Annotated in this window: 2 protein-coding genes (1 of these 2 running past the window's edge); both read right to left on the bottom strand. The window is 76.0% G+C overall.

Annotated elements, in window-relative coordinates; translation table 11 throughout:
* Window positions 1–79: 79 nt before the first annotated feature.
* The gene (locus ACSU6L_RS00920) at window positions 80–15709 is read right to left on the bottom strand and encodes a type I polyketide synthase (RefSeq protein ID WP_437052522.1); all 15630 of its coding nucleotides are present in this window, start codon (window positions 15707–15709) and stop codon (window positions 80–82) included.
* Window positions 15706–19389: the end of a type I polyketide synthase gene (locus ACSU6L_RS00925; protein ID WP_437064709.1), read on the bottom strand. Its footprint extends 12357 nt past the window's final position; only the last 3684 of its 16041 coding nucleotides appear in the window; its start codon lies off the right edge, out of view — the gene reads right to left on this strand; its stop codon occupies window positions 15706–15708. Before ACSU6L_RS00925 ends, ACSU6L_RS00920 begins: the two co-directional genes overlap by 4 nt.

A 19389-nucleotide genomic window follows, 5' to 3' on the forward strand; every position in this document is an offset into this window, starting at 1 on the left:
GCATCCATTCAGACTTGCGGGGAAAACGGCGGGCACTGGTGAGGACGGGTGGTCCGGTCGCGTGGTCACCGGGCAGTGGTCACCCTTTTCCGAATTTCTTGTCGATGTAGTCGAAGATGTCGTCGTCCGAGGCCGAGTCGAGTTCGTGCGGGGCGGTGTCGCCCAGCGCCTCGGCCCGGGTGTCGCGCCAGGTGGCGAGCAGGGACTGGAGTCGTGCCGTGATGTCGTCCAGGGCGGCGTCGTCCAGGTCCGTCCCGGCGAGTGCGTCGGGGGTGAGGGCGGACAGCGCGGACTCCAGTTTTCCGATGTCCTCCAGGAGGGGGACGGCCGGTTCCGCGGGCGCGGGTGCGAGTTCCGCCAGCAGGTGGCGGGCCAGTGCCGCCGGGGTCGGGAAGTCGAACACCAGGGTGGCGGGGAGCCGTCGGCCGGTGGCGGCGTTCAGGCGGTTGCGCAGTTCGACGGCGGTCAGGGAGTCGAAGCCGGACTCCTTGAAGGTCTGGCCGGGGCCGACCGCCTCCGGTCCGCTGTGGCCGAGGACGGTGGCGACGTGGGTCCGTACGACGTCCAGGACGAGGCGTTCCCGTTCCTTCTCCGGCGCTGCCTCGAGGCGTTCGCGCAGGGTGCCGGTACCGGTCGGGCTCTGCTCGGGCAGCGGCCGGGCGGGGCCGCGGACCAGGTCGCGCAGCACGGCGGGGATCGGCGCTCCGGCGGCCTGGGCCTGCCGGCGCAGGGTGCCGGATTCGAGGCGCGCCGGCACGAGGACCGCTTCGGTCCGCTGCAGGGCGGCGTCGAACAGGGCGAGGCCGAACTCGGCGGGCATGGGGGTGACGCCGCCGCGTGCCATGCGGGTGCGGTCCACGTCGTCGAGGCGGCCGCCCATGCCGTCGCTCTGCGCCCACAGGCCCCAGGCCAGTGACGTCGCGGGCAGCCCGTGGGCCGCGCGGTGTCGGGCGAAGGCGTCCAGGAAGGCGTTGGCGGCGGCGTAGTTGGCCATGCCGGGGCTGCCGAGGGTGCCGGAGAAGGAGGAGTAGAGGACGAACGCGGCCAGGTCCAGGTCGCGGGTCAGCTCGTGCAGGTTGAGCACCGCGTCGACCTTCGGCCGCAGCACCCGGTCCAGCCCGTCCGGGGTCAGCGTGTCGATCACGCCGTCCTCGGTGACGCCGGCCGTGTGGATCACGGCGGTGAGCGGGTGGGCGGTGGGGATGCCGGTGAGGAGGCGGCCGAGTGCGTCGCGGTCGGCGATGTCGCAGGCGGCCAGGCTGACCTGGGCGCCGAGTTCGCCGAGTTCCGCGGCGAGTTCGGGCATGCCGTCGCCGGCCGGGCCGCGCCGGGAGGCCAGGACCAGGTGGCGGACCTTGTGTTCGGTGACCAGGTGGTGGGCCAGGAGCTTGCCGAGGCCGCCGGTGGCGCCGGTGACGAGGACGGTGCCGTCGGGGTCGAGCGCGGCGGGCGTGCCGGTCCCGGCCGGGGTTCCGGTTTCGGCGGTGTCCGCCCGGGTCAGGCGGGGCACCAGCGTCTTCCCGGCGCGCAGGGCGAGTTGGGTCTCGTCCTGGGCGAGGGCGGCCGCGAGGGCGCGCGGCAGGGCCCGGTGGGAGTCCTGCCGGCCGTCGGTGTCGACGAGCAGGAACCGGTCGGGGTTCTCCGACTGCGCGGAGCGCGCCAGGCCCCACACGGGGGCGCCGGCCAGGCCGGGGACGTCGTCCTCCGGGCCGGTGGAGACGGCCGAGCCGGTGAGCACGACCAGCTTGGAGTCGGCGAGGCGCGGGTCGGCCAGCCACGCCTGGAGCAGTTCCAGGGCCCGGCGGGTGGTCGTGCGGGCCGCTTCGGCCGGGTCGGTGACGCCGGCCGGGCGGGCCGGGATCGGGGCGACGACGACAGGTGGCACGGGTGCGCCGCTGTCGGCTGCCGTGGTGAGGGCGGCCAGGTCCGGGTGGGTCGCGAGGGTGGTGCCGGCCGTGCCGAGGGCGTCGGTCAGCGCCGGGTCGGGCGCGCCGAGCAGGGCCAGGGCGTGGGGAGCCCGGGCCGTTTCGGTGTGCGGGGCGAGTGCCTTCCAGTCGAGCCGGAACAGCGCGTCGCCGGTCGCCGCGTCGGGCAGCTGGGCGAGGGAGACCGGCCGGGAGATCACCGCGTCGACCTCGGCCACCGGGGTTCCGGCGGTGTCCGTCACGCGCACCGACAGGGTGTCGGGGCCGGCCGTGGCGAGGGTGACCCGCAGCGGGCCGGTGGAGCCCGGGGTGTGGACGCGGATGCCGCGCCAGGAGAACGGGCGGGTCGCCCGCGGTTCGCCGTCCGGCGTGCCGCTCAGCGCGTCGGCGGCGGCTGCCTGGAGGGCGCCGTCGAGGAGGACGGGGTGCAGGGTGAAGCCGTCGGCGTGGCTGCCGTCGGGCAGTTCGACCTCGGCGTGGATCTCCGGGTGGGCGGTCGGGTCGGCGGGGGTGCTTCGCCAGACGGCGCGCAGGCCCTGGAAGGCGGGTCCGTAGACCACCCCGGTGTCGGCGAGCCGTTCGTGGAAGCCGTCGACGGTCACGGGTTCGGACCCGGCGGGCGGCCAGGCGCCGCCCGTGGTGTCGGGCCGGGGCCCGGCGGCGGTGAGCAGGGTGCCTTCGGCGTGCCGGGTCCACGGGGTGTCGGGGTCGGCTCCGTCGGGCCGGGAGTGCAGGGTCAGGGTCCGGCGTCCCGACTCGTCCGGGGCGGCGACGGTCAGCCGCAGCACGACCGCGCCCCGCTCGGGCACCACCAGCGGTGCCTCCAGGGTCAGTTCCTCCACGAGTTCGCACCCGGCCTGGCGGCCGGCGCCCAGGGCGAGTTCGACGAACGCCGTGCCGGGCAGCAGCGCGGAGCCCAGTACGAGGTGGTCGGCCAGCCACGGGTGGCTGTCCAGGGAGAGGCGGCCGGTGAGCACGAGCTGGTCGGAGCCGGGCAGTTCGAGGGCGGCGCCCAGCAGCGGGTGGCCGGTGGTGCCGAGGCCGAGTCCGGCCACGTCGCCCAGCGGGGCGGGGGCGGCCTGCGGCCAGTGGCGCCGGCGCCGGAACGGGTAGGTCGGCAGGTCGACGCGCCGGCCCGGGCGGCCCGCGAACACGGCGTCCCAGTCAGGGGTGGCGCCCCGCGTCTGGGCCTCGGCCAGCGACCGCAGGAAGCGGTCGGGGCCGCCCTCGTCGCGGCGCAGGGAGCCGACGGCGACGGCGTCGCTGCCGAGCGCGTCGAAGCTGTCCTGGAGTCCGACGGTCAGCACGGGGTGCGGGCTGGCCTCGACGAACAGCGCGAAGCCGGCCTCCACGAGCCGCCGGGTGGCCTCGTCGAGGCGTACCGGCTGCCGCAGGTTGGTGTACCAGTACTCGGCGTCGAGGCGTTCGGTGTCCAGCCAGTCGCCGGTGACGGTCGACAGGAAGGGCACCTCGCCGGGGCGCGGGGTGATCGGGGCCAGCTCGGCGAGGAGTTCGTCGCGGATGGCCTCGACCTGGGCGGAGTGGCTGGCGTAGTCCACGGGGATGCGGCGGGCGCGGATCTCCTCGGCCGCGCAGTCGGCCGTCAGCCGGTCCAGCGCGTCCGGTTCGCCGGAGACGACGATCGAGCCGGGACCGTTGACGGCGGCGACCGAAAGCCGCCCGCCGAACGCCTCCAGACGGGCTGTCATTTCCTCCAGCGGCAGTGCGACGGAGAGCATGCCGCCGCGGCCGGCGAGCGCGCCGAGCGCCTTGCTGCGCAGGGTGACGACCCGGGCGGCGTCCGGCAGGGACAGAGCGCCCGCGACGCAGGCCGCGGCGATCTCGCCCTGGGAGTGGCCGACGACCGCGGCGGGGTGCACGCCGTGGGCCCGCCACAGCTCGGCCAGCGACACCATGACGGCGAACAGCAGCGGCTGCACGACGTCCACCCGTTCCAGCGGGGGCGCGCCGGGCGCGCCGCGCAGCACGTCGTACGGCGACCAGTCGACGTGTGCCTCGATGGCGCTCGCGCAGGCGGCGAACCGCTCGGCGAACACCGGGGAGGCGTCGAGGAGTTCCGTCGCCATGCCGGCCCACTGGGAGCCCTGGCCGGGGAACACGAACACGGTCCGGCCCTCGGCGGAGACGGTTCCCTCGACGACGGCGGGGTCGCCGTCGCCCTGGGCCAGGGCGGTCAGGGCGCGGCGGAAGCCGTCCCGGTCGGCGGCCAGCAGCACGGCCCGGTGCGCGAACGCGGCGCGGGCGGTGGCGAGGGCGTGTCCGATGTCCGCCGGGTCGGCGTCCGGGTGGGCGTCCAGGTGGGCGCGCAGCCGGGCGGCCTGCTCGCGCAGCGCGTCGGGGGTCTTCGCGGACAGGGGCCACGGCAGGACCGTGCCGTCGGCCCGCACGTCGGTGCCGGGTTCCGCCGGCTCCTGGCCGGTGGGGGCCTGCTCCAGGATCACGTGGGCGTTGGTGCCGCTCATGCCGAAGGAGGAGACGCCCGCGCGGCGTGGCCGGTCGCCTTCCGGCCACGCCATGTTCTCCGTCAGCAGCGCGACGGCGCCGGCGGACCAGTCGACGTGCGGGGACGGCTCGTCCACGTGCAGCGTGCGCGGCAGTTCACCGTGGCGCATCGCCATCACCATCTTGATGACACCCGCGACACCCGCCGCGGCCTGCGTGTGCCCGATGTTCGACTTCACCGAACCCAGCCACAACGGCCGGTCCTCCGACCGGTCCTGGCCGTAGGTCGCCAGCAGCGCCTGCGCCTCGATCGGGTCACCCAGCGTCGTGCCCGTACCGTGCGCCTCCACGACATCGACATCCGCCGTCGTCAGCCGCGCGTTGGCGAGCGCCTGACGGATCACCCGCTGCTGCGACGGACCGTTCGGCGCCGTCAGACCGTTCGACGCACCGTCCTGGTTGACCGCGCTGCCCCGCAGCACCGCCAACACGGGATGCCCGTTGCGGCGGGCGTCAGACAGCCGCTCCACCAGCAGCATGCCCACACCCTCACCCCAGCCCGTGCCATCGGCCGCGGCGGCGAAGGCCTTCACGCGGCCGTCGCGGGCCAGGCCGCGCTGGCGGGAGAACTCGGTGAAGGGGCCGGGTGTGCTCATCACGGTGACACCGCCAGCCAGGGCCAGGGAGCACTCCCCCGAGCGCAGCGCCTGCGCGGCGAGGTGCAGGGCGACCAGCGAGGACGAGCAGGCGGTGTCGACGGTGACCGTGGGGCCTTCCAGGCCGAAGGTGTAGGCGAGCCGGCCGGACACCACGCTGGCCGAGTTGCCGGTGGCCAGGTATCCCGCGAGGTCCTCGGCGGAGTTCAGCAGCAGGGAGGCGTAGTCCTGGCCGTTGGTGCCGACGTAGACGCCGGTCCGGCTGCCGTGCAGGGCGTCGGGGTCGATGCCCGCCCGCTCGAAGGCCTCCCAGGAGGTCTCCAGGAGCAGCCGCTGCTGCGGGTCCATGGCCAGCGCCTCACGCGGGCTGATGCCGAAGAACGAGGCGTCGAAGTCGGCGGCCTCGGTGAGGAATCCGCCTTCGCGGACATAGCTGGTGCCGGGGCTGTCGGGGTCGGGGTCGTACAGCTTCTCCAGGTCCCAGCCGCGGTCGGCGGGGAACTCGCCGATCGTGTCCACGCCGTCGCGCAGCAGTCGCCACAGCTGTTCGGGCGAGTTCGCGCCGCCGGGGAAGCGGCAGCTCATCGCCACGATCGCCAGCGGCTCGTCGTGCGGTACGGCGGTGCCCGTACCGGTCTCGTCCGCCTGTGCGGCGCCGAGGAGTTCGGCGGTCAGGTGGGCGGCCAGCTCGCGGGGGGTGGGGTGGTCGAAGACGAGGGTCGCGGACAGGGTGAGGCCGGTGGCCGCGGTCAGCGCGTTGCGCAGTTCGAGGGCGCTCAGCGAGTCGAAGCCGAGGTCGCGGAAGGGGGTGCGGGCCGGGGCGGCGCCCTGCGCGCGGTGTCCGAGGACGGCCGCGACCTGGTCGAGGACCAGTTCCCGGACCAGCCGCGGCCGCTCGTCGGCGGGCAGCGCCATGAGGCGCCGTACGAGGTCGTCGGCGCCGCTCGCCGGGGTGCCGGCCGGCGTCGCGGTGTTCTGGCGGGCCTCGGGGAGGTCGGCGAGGAGGGTGCGCTGCCGGGGGTGGGCGAGATGGGCGGTGAACCGGTCCCAGTCGATGTCGGCGACCACGGTGCAGGCGGTGTCGTGCTGCCAGCCGCGGGCCAGGGCGACCAGGGCGGCTTCGGGGTCCATGGGGGTCACGCCGCCGCGGGCGAGGCGGTGCGCGGTGTCCTCGGACCCGGCCATCCCGGCGTCCGCCCAGGCGCCCCAGGCGAGGGAGACGGCGGGCAGGCCGTCGGCCGCGCGCTGTTCGGCGAGGGCGTCCAGGTGGGCGTTGGCGGCGGCGTAGTTGGCCTGTCCGGCGCTGCCGACGACTCCGGCGAGGGAGGAGAACAGCACGAACGCCGACAGGTTCAGGTCGCGGGTCAGCTCGTGCAGGTTCCGCGCCCCGTCGGCCTTGGCGCGCAGTACGGCGGTGAACCGGTCGGGTGTGAGCCCGTCGAGGACCCCGTCGTCCAGGACGCCCGCCGCGTGCACGACGGCGGTCAGCGGCTTGTCGGCGGGGATGCCGGCCAGCAGCTCGGCGAGCGCGTCGCGGTCGGCGACGTCGCAGGCCGCGAGGGTGACCTCGGTGCCGAGGCCGGTCAGTTCGTCGCGGAGTTCGGTGGCGCCCTCGGCGTCGGGGCCGCGTCGGCTGGTGAGCAGCAGGTGCTCGGCGCCGTTGCGGGCGAGCCAGCGGGCGACCTCGGCGCCCAGGGCGCCGGTGCCGCCGGTCACCAGGACCGTGCCGGACGGGTGGGGCGGTGTCGCGGGCCGGGTCGGGCGGTGGGCGCGGACCAGGCGTCGTACGAACACGCCCGTGGCGCGCACGGCCAGTTCGCTCTCGTCGCCGCCGCCCGCGAGGAGGCCGGCGAGACGGGTGGCGGTCCGCTCGTCCGGTTCCCCGGGGAGGTCGACGAGGCCGCCCCAGCGGTCCGGGTGCTCCAGCGCGGCCACCCGGCCCAGGCCCCAGATCCGGGCCTGTTCGGGGTGGGCGGGGCGGTCGGTGCGGTCCACGGATACCGCGCCGGCCGTCAGGCACCACAGGGGCGCGGTGACGCCGGTGTCGCCCAGGGCCTGGATGAGTTCGACGGTGCGGGCGGCGCCGTGCTCGGCGTCGGCGGCGAGCAGGGACAGCACGCCGTCGACCGGTTCGCCGTGTCCGGCCAGCCGCTCGGCCAGCGCGGTACGGCCGTCCGGGCCGGCCTCGACGAGGTCGGTGTGGGCTCCGTGGGCGCGCAGGGCGTCGGTGGCGGCGGTGGTCCACCGGGGCGCGGGCGCGCCTTCGGGGACGATCACCAGCCAGCGTCCGCCGATCAGGGGGGCGGCGGGTTCGGCCGTGGGCCGCCAGGTGACGCGGTAGCGCCAGGCGTCCGCGGTGGCGTCGGTACGGCGCCGCTGCCGCCAGGCGGACAGGGCGGGCAGCACCTCGCCCAGCGAGGTCCGCTGTTCCGCACCGACCTCCAGGGTGTCGGCGAGGGCCGTCAGGTCGGTGCGTTCGACGGCGTCCCAGAACGCGGCGTCCACCGGGTCGGCGGCGGGCTCGGCGGCGGGGGTCGCCGGGGCCTGCGGCCAGTAGCGCTCGTGCTGGAAGGCGTAGGTGGGCAGTTCCACCGGCCGGGTGTCGCGGTCCGCGAAGAAGCGCGCCCAGTCCACGGGTACGCCCCGGGTGTGCGCGTCGGCCAGGGCGGTGACCAGGGTGTGTGCCTCCGGGCGGCCGTCCCGCAGGAGGGGCAGGCAGGCCGTGTCGGGCCGGTCGGCGGGGGCGTCCTCGTTCAGCGTCTCCTGGGCCATGGCGGACAGCACGCCGTCCGGGCCCAGTTCGATGAGGGTGGTGACGCCCTGGTCGGCGAGGGCGCGGACCGCGTCGGCGAACCGGACCGGCTGCCGCACCTGGCGCACCCAGTAGTCGGGTGAGCACAGGTCCTCGGGCGTGGCGGGTTCCCCCGTCACGTCGGACATCAGTCCGATCCGCGGCGGGTGGAACGTCAGGCCGGCGGCGATCTCGCGGAACTCGGCGAGCATCGGTTCCATGCGCGGCGAGTGGAAGGCGTGCGACACCGTCAGCCGTCGGGTCTTGCGGCCCTGGCGGGCGAAGTCGGCGGCGATCCCCACGACGACGTCCTCGTCGCCCGAGACGACGGTGGCGGCCGGTCCGTTGACGGCGGCGACCGACGCCCGGTCGGTGCGCCCGGCCAGCGCGGCGGTGACCTCCTCCTCGCCGGCCTGGACGGCGACCATCGCACCGCCGGCGGGCAGCGCCTGCATCAGCCGGCCGCGGGCGGCGACCAGCGCGCACGCGTCGTCCAGGGAGAGTACGCCCGCCACGTGGGCGGCGGACAGTTCGCCGATGGAGTGGCCCGCCAGCCAGTCCGGGGTGACGCCCCAGGACTCGACCAGCCGGTACAGGGCGACTTCCAGGGCGAACAGGGCGGCCTGGGTGTACCGGGTCTGGTCGAGGGCGGTGGCGTCGTCGAACAGGACCTCCTTCAGCGGGCGGTCCAGCCGGCTCTCGAAACGCTCGCACACCGCGTCGAGGGCCCGCGCGAACGCGGGGAAGGCGGCGTACAGTTCGCGGCCCGCGCCGACGCGCTGGGCGCCCTGCCCGGTGAACAGGAAGCCGACACGGCCGTGGCCGCCGGCCACGCCGAGCCGGACGCCGGGCGCGGTCCGTCCGGCGGCCAGCGCGGCCAGCCCGGCGAGCAGGTCCTCGCGGTCCTCGGCGACGATCGCCGCCCGGTGCTCCAGGGCAGTGCGGGTCACGGCGAGGGACAGGCCGACGTCGGCGGGGCGGGCGCCGGGGTGGGCCCGCAGGTGGGCGTGGAGCTTTCGCGCCTGGGCCGCGAGTGCCGTCCCGGTGCGGGCGGACAGCAGCCACGGCAGCGTCTCCGCCGGGCCGTGCGTGTCGTCGTCCGGGGCGGTGGCCGGCTCGTCGGGGACGGTGGCCGGCTCGTCGGGGGCCTGCTCCAGGACGACGTGCGCGTTGGTGCCGCTGATGCCGAAGGAGGAGACGCCCGCCCGGCGCGGACGGTCGAGGGCCGGCCAGTCCCGGGCCTCGGTGAGCAGTTCCACGGCCCCGGCGGACCAGTCGACCTGCCGGGTCGGCGCGTCGACGTGCAGGGTGGGCGGCAGCACGCCGTGCCGCATCGCCATCACCATCTTGATGACGCCGGCGGCGCCCGCGGCGGCCTGGGTGTGCCCGATGTTGGACTTCACCGAGCCCAGCAGAAGCGGCTGTTCCCGGTCCTGGCCGTAGGTCGCCAGCAGTGCCTGCGCCTCGATCGGGTCGCCCAGCGTCGTGCCCGTGCCGTGCGCCTCCACCGCGTCGACGTCGGCGGGCGTGAGGCGGGCGCTGCCGAGCGCCTGCCGGATGACCCGCTGCTGCGCGGGCCCGTTGGGCGCGGTGAGGCCGTTGGACGCGCCGTCCTGGTTGACGGCGCTGCCCTTGACGACGGCCAGCACGCGGTGCCCGTTGCGCCGGGCGTCCGACAGCCGCTCCAGGAGCAGCAGGCCCGCGCCCTCGGCGAGGCCGGTGCCGTCGGCGCCGTCCGCGAACGCCTTGACGCGTCCGTCGGCGGCGAGGCCGCGCTGCCGGGAGAACTCCACGAAGGTGACGGGCGTGGCCATCACGGTGACGCCGCCGGCCAGCGCCAGTTCGCACTCGCCCTGCCGCAGCGCCTGCGCGGCGAGGTGCAGGGCGACCAGCGAGGACGAGCAGGCCGTGTCGACGGTCACGGCGGGGCCTTCGAGTCCGAAGGTGTAGGCGACGCGGCCGGAGGCGGCGCTGATCGAGTTGCCGGTGCCGAGGTAGCCCTCGTCGCCGTCGACGGCGGCGGCGATCTGGGTGTCGTAGCCCTGGTACATGACGCCGGCGAAGACGCCGGTCCGGCTGCCCTTCAGGGTGGCCGTGTCGATGCCGGCGCGTTCGAAGGTCTCCCAGGAGGTCTCCAGCAGCAGGCGCTGCTGCGGGTCCATGATGCCCGCCTCGCGCGGCGAGATGCCGAACAGCGCGGGGTCGAAGTCGCCGGCGTCGTAGAGGAATCCGCCCTCGGAGGTGGCGGAGGTGCCGGGCTTGTCGGGGTCGGCGTCCCGCAGCAGCCGCTCCAGGTCCCAGCCTCGGTCGGCGGGGAAAGCGCCGATGCCCTCCGCGCCGCTCTCGACGAGCCGCCACAGGTCCTCCGGGGACCGGACGCCGCCGGGAAAGCGGCAGGCCATGGCGACGACGGCGATGGGCTCGTCGGCGGCCGTGGCGGCCGCCGGTGCGGTGGTCTCGCCGTCCGCGCCGAGCAGTTCGGCGTCCAGGTGCCGGGCCAGGCTGCGCGGGCTGGGGTAGTCGAAGGCGAGAGTGGGGGGCAGGCGCAGGCCGGTCGCGGTGCTGAGCCGGTTGCGGAGTTCCACCGCGGTCAGCGAGTCGAACCCGAGGTCCTTGAACGCCTGGCCCGGTTCGATGATCGCCGGGGAGACATGGCCGAGGACCGCCGCCACATGGGTGTGGACCAGGTCCTCCAGGGCGCGGGCGCGTTCCGCCGGGGACAGCCCGGCCAGCCGCCGGACCGCCTCCGGCAGGGTGCCGTCCGGCTGTGCGGCGCGGGCCGCCGTGCGGCGGGCGGGGCGGCGCACCAGTGCGCGCAGCAGGTGCGGCGGTTCCTCGGTGGCGGGCAGGCGGGCGGGGTCAAGGTGCATCGGCGCGAGGACGGGGTCGCCCCACGTGCCGGCCAGGTCGAGCAGCGCCATGCCCTCGGCGGCGGTGATGGGGGCCATGCCGCGGCGCCGGATGCGGGCGAGGTCGGCGTCGTCGAGGCCGCCGACCATGTCGGAGCCGCCCTCGTCCCACAGGCCCCAGGCCAGCGACTGGGCGGGCAGCCCGGCCGCGCGGCGGTGCTCCGCCAGGGCGTCCAGGGCGGCGTTCGCGGCGGCGTAGCCCGCCTGTCCGGCGGCGCCGAGCAGGCCCGCGGCGGAGGAGAACAGCACGAACGCCGTCAGGTCCAGGTCGCGGGTCAGCTCGTGCAGATGCCACGCGCCGTCCGTCTTCGGACGCAGTACACCGGTCAGCCGCTCGGGGGTGAGGGAGGCGAGGACGCCGTCGTCGAGGACGCCCGCGGTGTGCACGACGCCGGTCAGCGGGCGCTCGGCCGGTATCGCGGCCAGCGCCTCGGCCAGCGCGTCCCGGTCGGCCACGTCCACGGCGGCGACCCGCACGGAGGCGCCCAGCTCGGTCAGTTCGGCGACCAGTTCGGCGGCGCCCGGCGCGGCCTCGCCCCGGCGGCTCGTCAGCAGCAGGCCGCGCACACCGTGTTCGGTGACGAGGTGCCGGGCGACCAGCTTGCCCAGCGCTCCGGTACCGCCGGTGACGAGAACCGTGCCGTCGGCGGTGAAGGCGGGGCGGCCGGTGGGCTCGGCCGGTGCGGTGGCGCGGGTGAGGCGGGCCGCGAGGGCGGTGCCGGCGCGTACCGCGAGCTGCGGTTCGCCGGTGGCGATCGCGGCCGGGACCGCGGCGGGCGACGCGGCGTGCTCGTCGAGGTCCAGCAGGACGAACCGGTCCGGGTGCTCGGCCTGCGCGGAACGCACCAGGCCCCATACGGCGGCGGCCGCCGGGTCCGGCACTGCGTCCCCCGGTACGGCGGTCACCGCGCCGCGGGTGACGAGGACCAGCCGGGAGGCGGCCGTCCGCTCCGCCCCGGTCCAGGACCGCAGCAGCGCGAGCGCCCACCGCGCGGCACGGTGGACGGCGTCGGCGCCGGTGCCGCAGTCGGGCACGGGCGCGAGCAGCACGTCCGGGAAGGGCTCGGCGGAGGCGGTCGTACCGTCCGCGACCGGCGCGGCGAAGAGACTCGTAGCGTCCGGGTCGGCGTACGAGCGGACCGGGACGCCCAGTCGTTCCGGCAGGGCGAAGCGGTCGCCCAGTACCGCGTACGACGTGGCCGCCGGCTCGGTGGGCGCGGGCGGCGTGGCCCGCGTCCAGGCCAGGCGGAACATGGAGCCGCGCAGCCGGTCGGCGGCGGTGCCCAGGGTCTCCGGGGCCACGGGGCGCAGGGTGAGGGACTCGACGGTGGCGGCGGGTGCGCCGGTGACGTCGGTGACGGTGAGGGACACGGTGTCCGTGCCGAGCCGGGTCAACCGTACCCGCAGCGCCGACGCCCCCGCGGCGTGCAGGCTGACGCCGGTCCAGGTGAACGGCAGCCGCACTCCGGCGGATTCCGCGTCCGCCGGGAGGAAGTCCGCGGCGGCGATGGCGTGCAGGGCGGCGTCCAGGAGCGCGGGGTGCAGCCCGTACCGCTCGGCGTCGGCCTCGGTGCCCTCGGGCAGGGCCACCTCGGCGGCCAGGGTGTCGCCGTCCCGCCAGACTCCGCGCAGGCCCTGGAACAGCGGGCCGTACCGCAGTCCGGCGTCGGCCAGGCGCGGGTAGAGGTCGTCGAGCGGGACCGGCCGCGCGCCCGGCGGGGGCCAGGCGGCCGGGTCGTGCGGGGCCGGTGCGGCGGTGTCGGCGAGGACGCCGTCGGCGTGCAGGCTCCACGGCTCGTCGGCGGCGGCGCCCGCGGGCCGGGCGTGCACGCTCAGCCGGCGGTGTCCGTCCGGGTCGGGCGCGCCGACCAGCAGCTGGAGGTCCACCGGCGTGGATTCGGTGAGCACGAGCGGCGCGTGCAGCGTGAGTTCGGTGACGCGGCCGCAGCCGACCTGGTCGCCGGCGCTGACCGCGAGTTCCACGAACGCGGTGCCGGGCAGGACGACGGTGCCCGCGACCGCGTGGTCGGCGAGCCAGGGGTGGGTGGACAGGGAGAGCCGTCCGGTCAGCAGGAAGCCGTTGCCGTCGGCGAGGGTGACCGCCGCGCCGAGCAGCGGGTGGTCGGCCGGGCCGAGGCCGAGGCCGGCGGTGTCGCCGGGCCGGCCGGCGCCCTGCAGCCAGTAGTGCTCGCGCTGGAAGGCGTAGGTGGGCAGGTCCACGCGCCGGGCGGCGTGGCTCTCGAACACGGGCCGCCAGTCGACGCCGACGCCCTGGGTGTGGGCCTCGGCGAGGGAGACGAGGAAGCGTTCGAGGCCGCCCTCGCCGCGGCGCAGGGTGCCCAGGGCGAAGGCCGCGCCGTCGACGCCGGTCAGCACTTCCTGCATGCCCATGGTCAGCACGGGGTGCGGGCTGACCTCGATGAACACCGCGCGGCCGCGCTGCGACAGGGTGCGGACCGCGTCCTCGAAGCGGACCGTGCGGCGCAGGTTGCGGTACCAGTAGGCGGCGTCGAGGCCGGCGGTGTCGACGGGCTCGCCGGTCACCGTGGAGCAGAACGTCACGTCGGCGGTGCGCGGCGCGATCGGCGCGAGGGCCGCGAGCAGCCGTTCCTCGATGGCCTCGACGTGGGCGGAGTGGGAGGCGTAGTCGACGGAGACACGGCGGGCGCGGATCTCGTCGGCCTCGCAGGAGGCGATGAGTTCGTCCAGTGCCCGCGGGTCGCCGGAGACGACGACGGAGGCGGGCCCGTTGATCGCGGCGACGGAAAGCCGGTCCGCCCAGCGGGTGAGCCGCTGTTCGACTTCGGCGACGGGCAGCGCCACCGACACCATGCCGCCCCTGCCGGACAGCTCGGTCAGGGCCTGGCTGCGCAGGGCGACCACGCGGGCGGCGTCGGCCAGGCTGAGCGCGCCGGACACCGCGGCGGCGGCGATCTCGCCCTGGGAGTGCCCGACCACGGCGGTGGGCCTGACCCCGTGGGCCTCCCAGAGGGCGGCCAGGGACACCATCACGGCGAACAGCACCGGCTGGACCACGTCGACCCGGTCCAGGGAGGGCGCGCCGGGCGTACCGCGGACGACGTCGAGCAGCGACCAGTCGGTGTGGGGTTCCAGGGCGGCCGCGCACTCCCGCATGCGGGCGGCGAACACCTCGGAGGTGTGCAGGAGTTCGACGGCCATACCGGCCCACTGGGAGCCCTGGCCGGGGAAGACGAAGACGATGTCGTCGGCGCCGGCGGCCGTGCCGCGCACCACGCCGGGCGGCTCGGCGCCCGTGGCGAGGCCGTCGAGTGCGGCGAGCAGCCCGTCGCGGTCGGTGCCGACGGCGACGGCGCGGTGCTCGAACAGGGCGCGGGTGGTGGCGAGGGAGTGACCGACGTCGACGGGGTGCAGATCGGCGTGGTCGCGCAGGTGGGCCGCGAGCCGGGCGGCCTGCTCGGTCAGGGCGGCCGGGGTGCGGGCGGACAGGAGCCAGGGCAGCGCGCCGTGCGGGCCGCCCTCGGGGTCGGGCCGCTCGGCGGGTTCCGGCTGTTCGAGGATGACATGGGCGTTGGTGCCGCTGACCCCGAAGGAGGACACGGCGGCGCGGCGCGGGTTGCCGGTGCTCGGCCACGGCGTGTTCTCGGTGAGGAGTTCGACGGCGCCCGCCGTCCAGTCCACCTGCGGGGTGGGCTCGTCGACGTGCAGGGTGCGGGGCAGCACGCCGTGCCGTATGGCCTGCACCATCTTGATGACGCCGGCGACTCCGGCGGCGGCCTGGGTGTGCCCGATGTTGGACTTGACCGAGCCCAGCCACAGCGGCTGTCCGTCCCGCCGCTGCCTGCCGTAGGTGGCGAGCAGGGCCTGCGCCTCGATCGGGTCGCCCAGGGTGGTGCCGGTGCCGTGCGCCTCGACGGCGTCGACGTCGGCCGGGGTCAGCCGGGCGCCGGCGAGCGCCTGCTGGATGACCCGCTGCTGGGCGGGCCCGTTCGGGGCGGTGAGGCGGCTGCTGGCGCCGTCCTGGTTGACCGCGCTGCCGCGGACCACGGCGAGCACCGGGTGTCCGTTGCGGCGGGCGTCGGAGAGCTTCTCCAGCAGGAGCATGCCGACGCCCTCGCCCCAGCCTGTGCCGTCGGCGGCGCCGGCGAACGCCTTGCAGCGCCCGTCGGCCGCCAGGCCGCGCTGCCGGGAGAACTCCAGGAAGGTGCTGGGCGAGGACATCACGGTGACGCCGCCGGCGAGCGCGAGGGTGCACTCGCCCTCGCGCAGCGCCTGGGCGGCCAGGTGCAGGGTCACCAGGGACGAGGAGCAGGCGGTGTCGACGGTGACGGCCGGCCCCTCGAGGCCGAGCGTGTAGGCGACCCGGCCGGAGGCGATGCTGCCCGCGCTGCCCTGGCTGAGGTAGCCCTCGAACTCCTCGGGGACGTCGTGCAGCCGGGCCAGGTAGTCGTGGTACATCACGCCGGCGAACACCCCGGTGCGGCTGCCGCGCACGGTCCGGGGATCGATGCCGGCGTGTTCGAACGCCTCCCACGAGCTTTCCAGCAGCAGCCGCTGCTGCGGGTCCATGGCCACGGCCTCGCGCGGCGAGATGCCGAAGAAGGCGGCGTCGAAGCGGGCGGCGTCGTGCAGGAAGCCGCCCTCCCGGACGTAGGAGGTGCCGGGGTTGTCCGGGTCGGGGTCGAACAGGGCGTCGAGGTCCCAGCCGCGGTCGTCCGGGAAGCCGGAGACGGCGTCGGTGCCGGAGGCGACGAGCCGCCACAGGTCGTCCGGGGAGTTCACGCCGCCGGGGTACCGGCAGCTCATTCCCACGATCGCGATGAGCTCCGGCTCGTGGGACTCGGCCTCGCGCAGCCGCTGCCGCGTCTCGTGCAGGTCGGCGATGGCTCGCTTGAGGTAGTCCCGAAGCTTCTGCTCATTGTCCACTTGACGTTGGCTCCTCATGGCATGCGGACGGTGTGGGGTTTCGTTCACCTGGCGACTCATGAGAGGCCGAGGTCTTTGTCGACGAAGTCGAAGAGTTCGTCGTCGGTCGCCGATTCGAGCCGGTCGACCACGCTGACCGCGCCGGGGGCGGGTCCGGGGTCGCCGGTCGGGCCGCCGCGGCCGCCGCCCAGCTTGGAGAGCAGGCTCTCCAGGCGCAGGGCGACGCGGGCCCGTTCGTCCTGGTCGTCGGCGAGCTGGGCGAGGGCGGCTTCGATCCGGTCGAGTTCCGCGTCGACCGACGGGCCGTCGGCCGGGGCGGGCGCGAGCAGGGCCTGCAGGTGGCGGGCCAGTTCGAGCGGCGCCGGATAGTCGAAGAGCAGCGTGGCGGGCAGCTGGAGCCCGGTGAGCGAGGCGAGCCGGGTGCGCAGTTCGACGGCGGTCAGCGAGTCGAACCCGGACTCCATGAAGCCGCGTTCGGGATCGAAGACTGCGGGGGCTCGGTGGCCGAGGACCGCCTCGGTCTCCTTGCGCACCCACTGGAGCACGGTGCGTTCCCGTTCGCCGTCCGGCAGCGCGGCCAGTTGCTGGACGAGGCCGGTCGACGCCGCCGGACCGTCCTGCGGCGCGGCCGGCCGGGCCGACGGCAGCAGGCCCCGCAGCAGCGCGGGTACGGCGCCGCCCCGGGCGGCCCGGGCCCGCAGCCCGGCCAGGTCCAGGCGGGCCGGTACGGGCGCGGGTTCACCGGCGGCGTGCGCGAGGTCGAACAGGGCCAGGCCCTCCGCGGCCGGCAGCGGGGTCATGCCCAGGCGCCGGATCCGCGCGAGGTCCGCCTCGTCGAGGCCGCCTGCCATGCCGGTGCCGCCCTGTTCCCACAGCCCCCAGGCCAGGGAGGTCGCGGCCAGGCCCTGACCGCGGCGGTGGTGGGCGAGGGCGTCGAGGAAGGAGTTCGCCGCGGCGTAGGCGGCCTGCCCGGCGCCGCCGAAGACACCGGCGGAGGAGGAGAACAGCACGAACGCCGACAGGTCGAGGTCGCGGGTCAGCTCGTGCAGCCACCAGGCGCCGTCCGCCTTGGGCCGCAGCACCCCGGCCAGCCGCTCCGGGGTCAGCGCGGACACCACGCCGTCGTCCAGGACGCCCGCCGTGTGCACCACGGCGGTCAGCGGACGCTCGGCGGGGATCTCCGCGAGCAGCGCCGCGAGGGCGTCCCGGTCCGCGGTGTCCACGGCGGCCACCCGCACCGACGCGCCGGCCGACGCCAGTTCGGCCACCAGCTCGGCCGCGCCGGGCGCGGCCTCGCCCCGACGGCTGGTCAGCAGCAGGTTCCGTACGCCGTGTTCGGCCACGAGATGCCGGGCGACCAGCTTGCCCAGCGCCCCGGTCCCGCCGGTCACCAGCACGGTGCCCGTGGGGTCCCAGGCGGGGTCGCCCGGCTCGACGCCGGCCATGCGCTCCAGTCGCGGCGCGTACGCCGTCCCGGCCCGCAGCGCGATCTGCGGCTCGTCACCGGCGGCACAGGCCGCCAGCTGCCGCCGGGAGGCGTCGTCCTCGTCGATGTCCAGCAGGACGAACCGGTCCGGGTGCTCCGACTGCGCGGAGCGGACCAGGCCCCAGACCGCCGCCTGCACCGGGTCCGGCGCCCGCTCGCCCGGCGCACCGGTGCCGACCGCGCCCCGGGTGACCAGCGCCAGTCGCGCGCCGGCCGTCCGCTCGTCGGCCAGCCATCGCTGTACGACGGCCAGGGCGGCGCCGGTGGCCGCGGCGACCGCGCGGGGCGTGTCCGGACCCTGCCGGTCCCCCGCGCCGTCGAAGAACACGATCCCGGCGCCGTCGGCGAGGGCGTCCGGCGTGGCCTCCGGGTGGGTGGACACCGCGAGGCCGCTCGCCCGCAGCGCGTCGGCGAGGCCCAGCCCGTCCGGGCCCGCCACGGCACACGCGGCCGACCGTACCGTGCCGGTGGGTACCACGGCCCAGTCGAGCCGGAACAGCGCGTCCCGGTGACCGCCGCGAGCCGCCCTGAGTTGTTCCTCCGTCACCGGACGCAGCGTCAGAGAGTCCACCGTGGCCACCGGCAGCCCGTCGCGGTCGGCGACGTCCAGCGTCACCGTGTCGTTCTCCGCGACCATCAGCCGCACCCGCAGGGCGCCGGCCCCGGCGGAGTGCAGCCGGACCCCGGACCAGGCGTACGGCAGCCGCGCTCTCCCGTCACCGTCCGCCGCCAGGCCCAGGGTGTGCAGGGCCGCGTCCAGCAGCGCCGGATGCAGCGCGAACGGCTCCGTGCCCGTACCGGCGGTCGGCTCGATCTCCGCGAACAGCCGGTCGCCGAGCCGCCAGGCGGCCCGCAGCCCCTGGAACGCCGGCCCGTATCCGAACCCGGCGTGCGCGGCACGGTCGTAGAACGTGTCGACGGTCAGCGGTGTCGCGCCCGCCGGCGGCCACACGGTCAGCGCGGCGGGCGGCACCGTGCCGTCGCCGGCGGAGAGCAGCGCGCCGGTCGCGTGCCGGGTCCACCCCTGCTCGTCGGCGGCGCGCTCGGGCCGCGAGTGCACGCTGAACTCGCGCCGCCCGTCCGCACCGGGCCCGCTCACCAGCAGCTGGAACCGTACGCCGCCCCGCTCCGGCAGGACCAGCGGCGCCTCCAGGGTCAGTTCCGCGACCTCGTCGCAGCCGCAGGCGTGCGCCGCCCGCACGGCGAGCTCGACGAACGCCGTACCCGGCAGCAGCACCGAGCCCAGCACGGCGTGGTCGGCGAGCCACGGGTGCGTCTCCAGCGACAGCCGGCCGGTGAACAGCAGACCACCGGTGTCCGGCAGTTCCACCGCCGCACCGAGCAGCGGATGGTCCGCCGCCCCGAGTCCTGCGAGTTCGACGTCCCCGGCGGTCCGGCCGCCGCCCAGCCAGAAGTGCTCGCGCTGGAAGGCGTAGGTGGGGAGGTCGACCGTCCTGGCGCCGCGCTCGGCGTGGAACGCCGCCCAGTCGACGGGGACTCCACGGACGTGCGCCTGGGCGAGAGCAGTGGTCACCGACTGTGCCTCGTGGCGGTCCGCGCGGAGGGCGGGCACGAAGAGGGCGTCGGCGGACTCCTGGCCCATGGCGGACAGCACGCCGTCCGGGCCCAGCTCGACGAGCGTGCGGACGCCGTGCTCGTCCAGCGTCCTGACCCCGTCCGCGAAACGGACCGCCTCACGGACGTGCCGCACCCAGTAGTCCGGAGTGCACAGCTCGTCGGCGTCCGCCATCCCGCCGGTCACGTTCGAGACGAGGGGGATGCGCGGCGCGTTGAAGGACAGCTTCTCGGCGACCTGGCGGAACTCGGCCAGCATGGGCTCCATGCGGGGCGAGTGGAAGGCGTGGGAGACGGTCAGGCGCTTGGTCTTGCGGCCCTGCTCGGCGAAGCGGGCGGCGATCTCCAGCACTTCGGACTCGTCACCCGAAATGACGACGGACGACGGTCCGTTGATGGCGGCGATCGACACGGCGTCGCCGGTCAGCGTCTCGGCGACCTCGGCCTCCGTCGCCTGTACGGCCACCATCGCCCCGCCGGACGGCAGCGCCTGCATCAGACGGCCGCGTGCCGCGACCAGCGCGCACGCGTCCTCCAGGGACCACACACCCGCCACATGTGCGGCGGCCAGCTCACCGATGGAGTGGCCGAGCAGTACGTCCGGGGTCAGGCCCCAGGACTCCAGCAGCCGGAACAGCGCCACTTCGAGGGCGAACAGTGCCGCCTGCGTGTAGACCGT

It is taken from the genome of Streptomyces sp. enrichment culture (assembly GCF_964272855.1).
Lineage (GTDB): Bacteria > Actinomycetota > Actinomycetes > Streptomycetales > Streptomycetaceae > Streptomyces.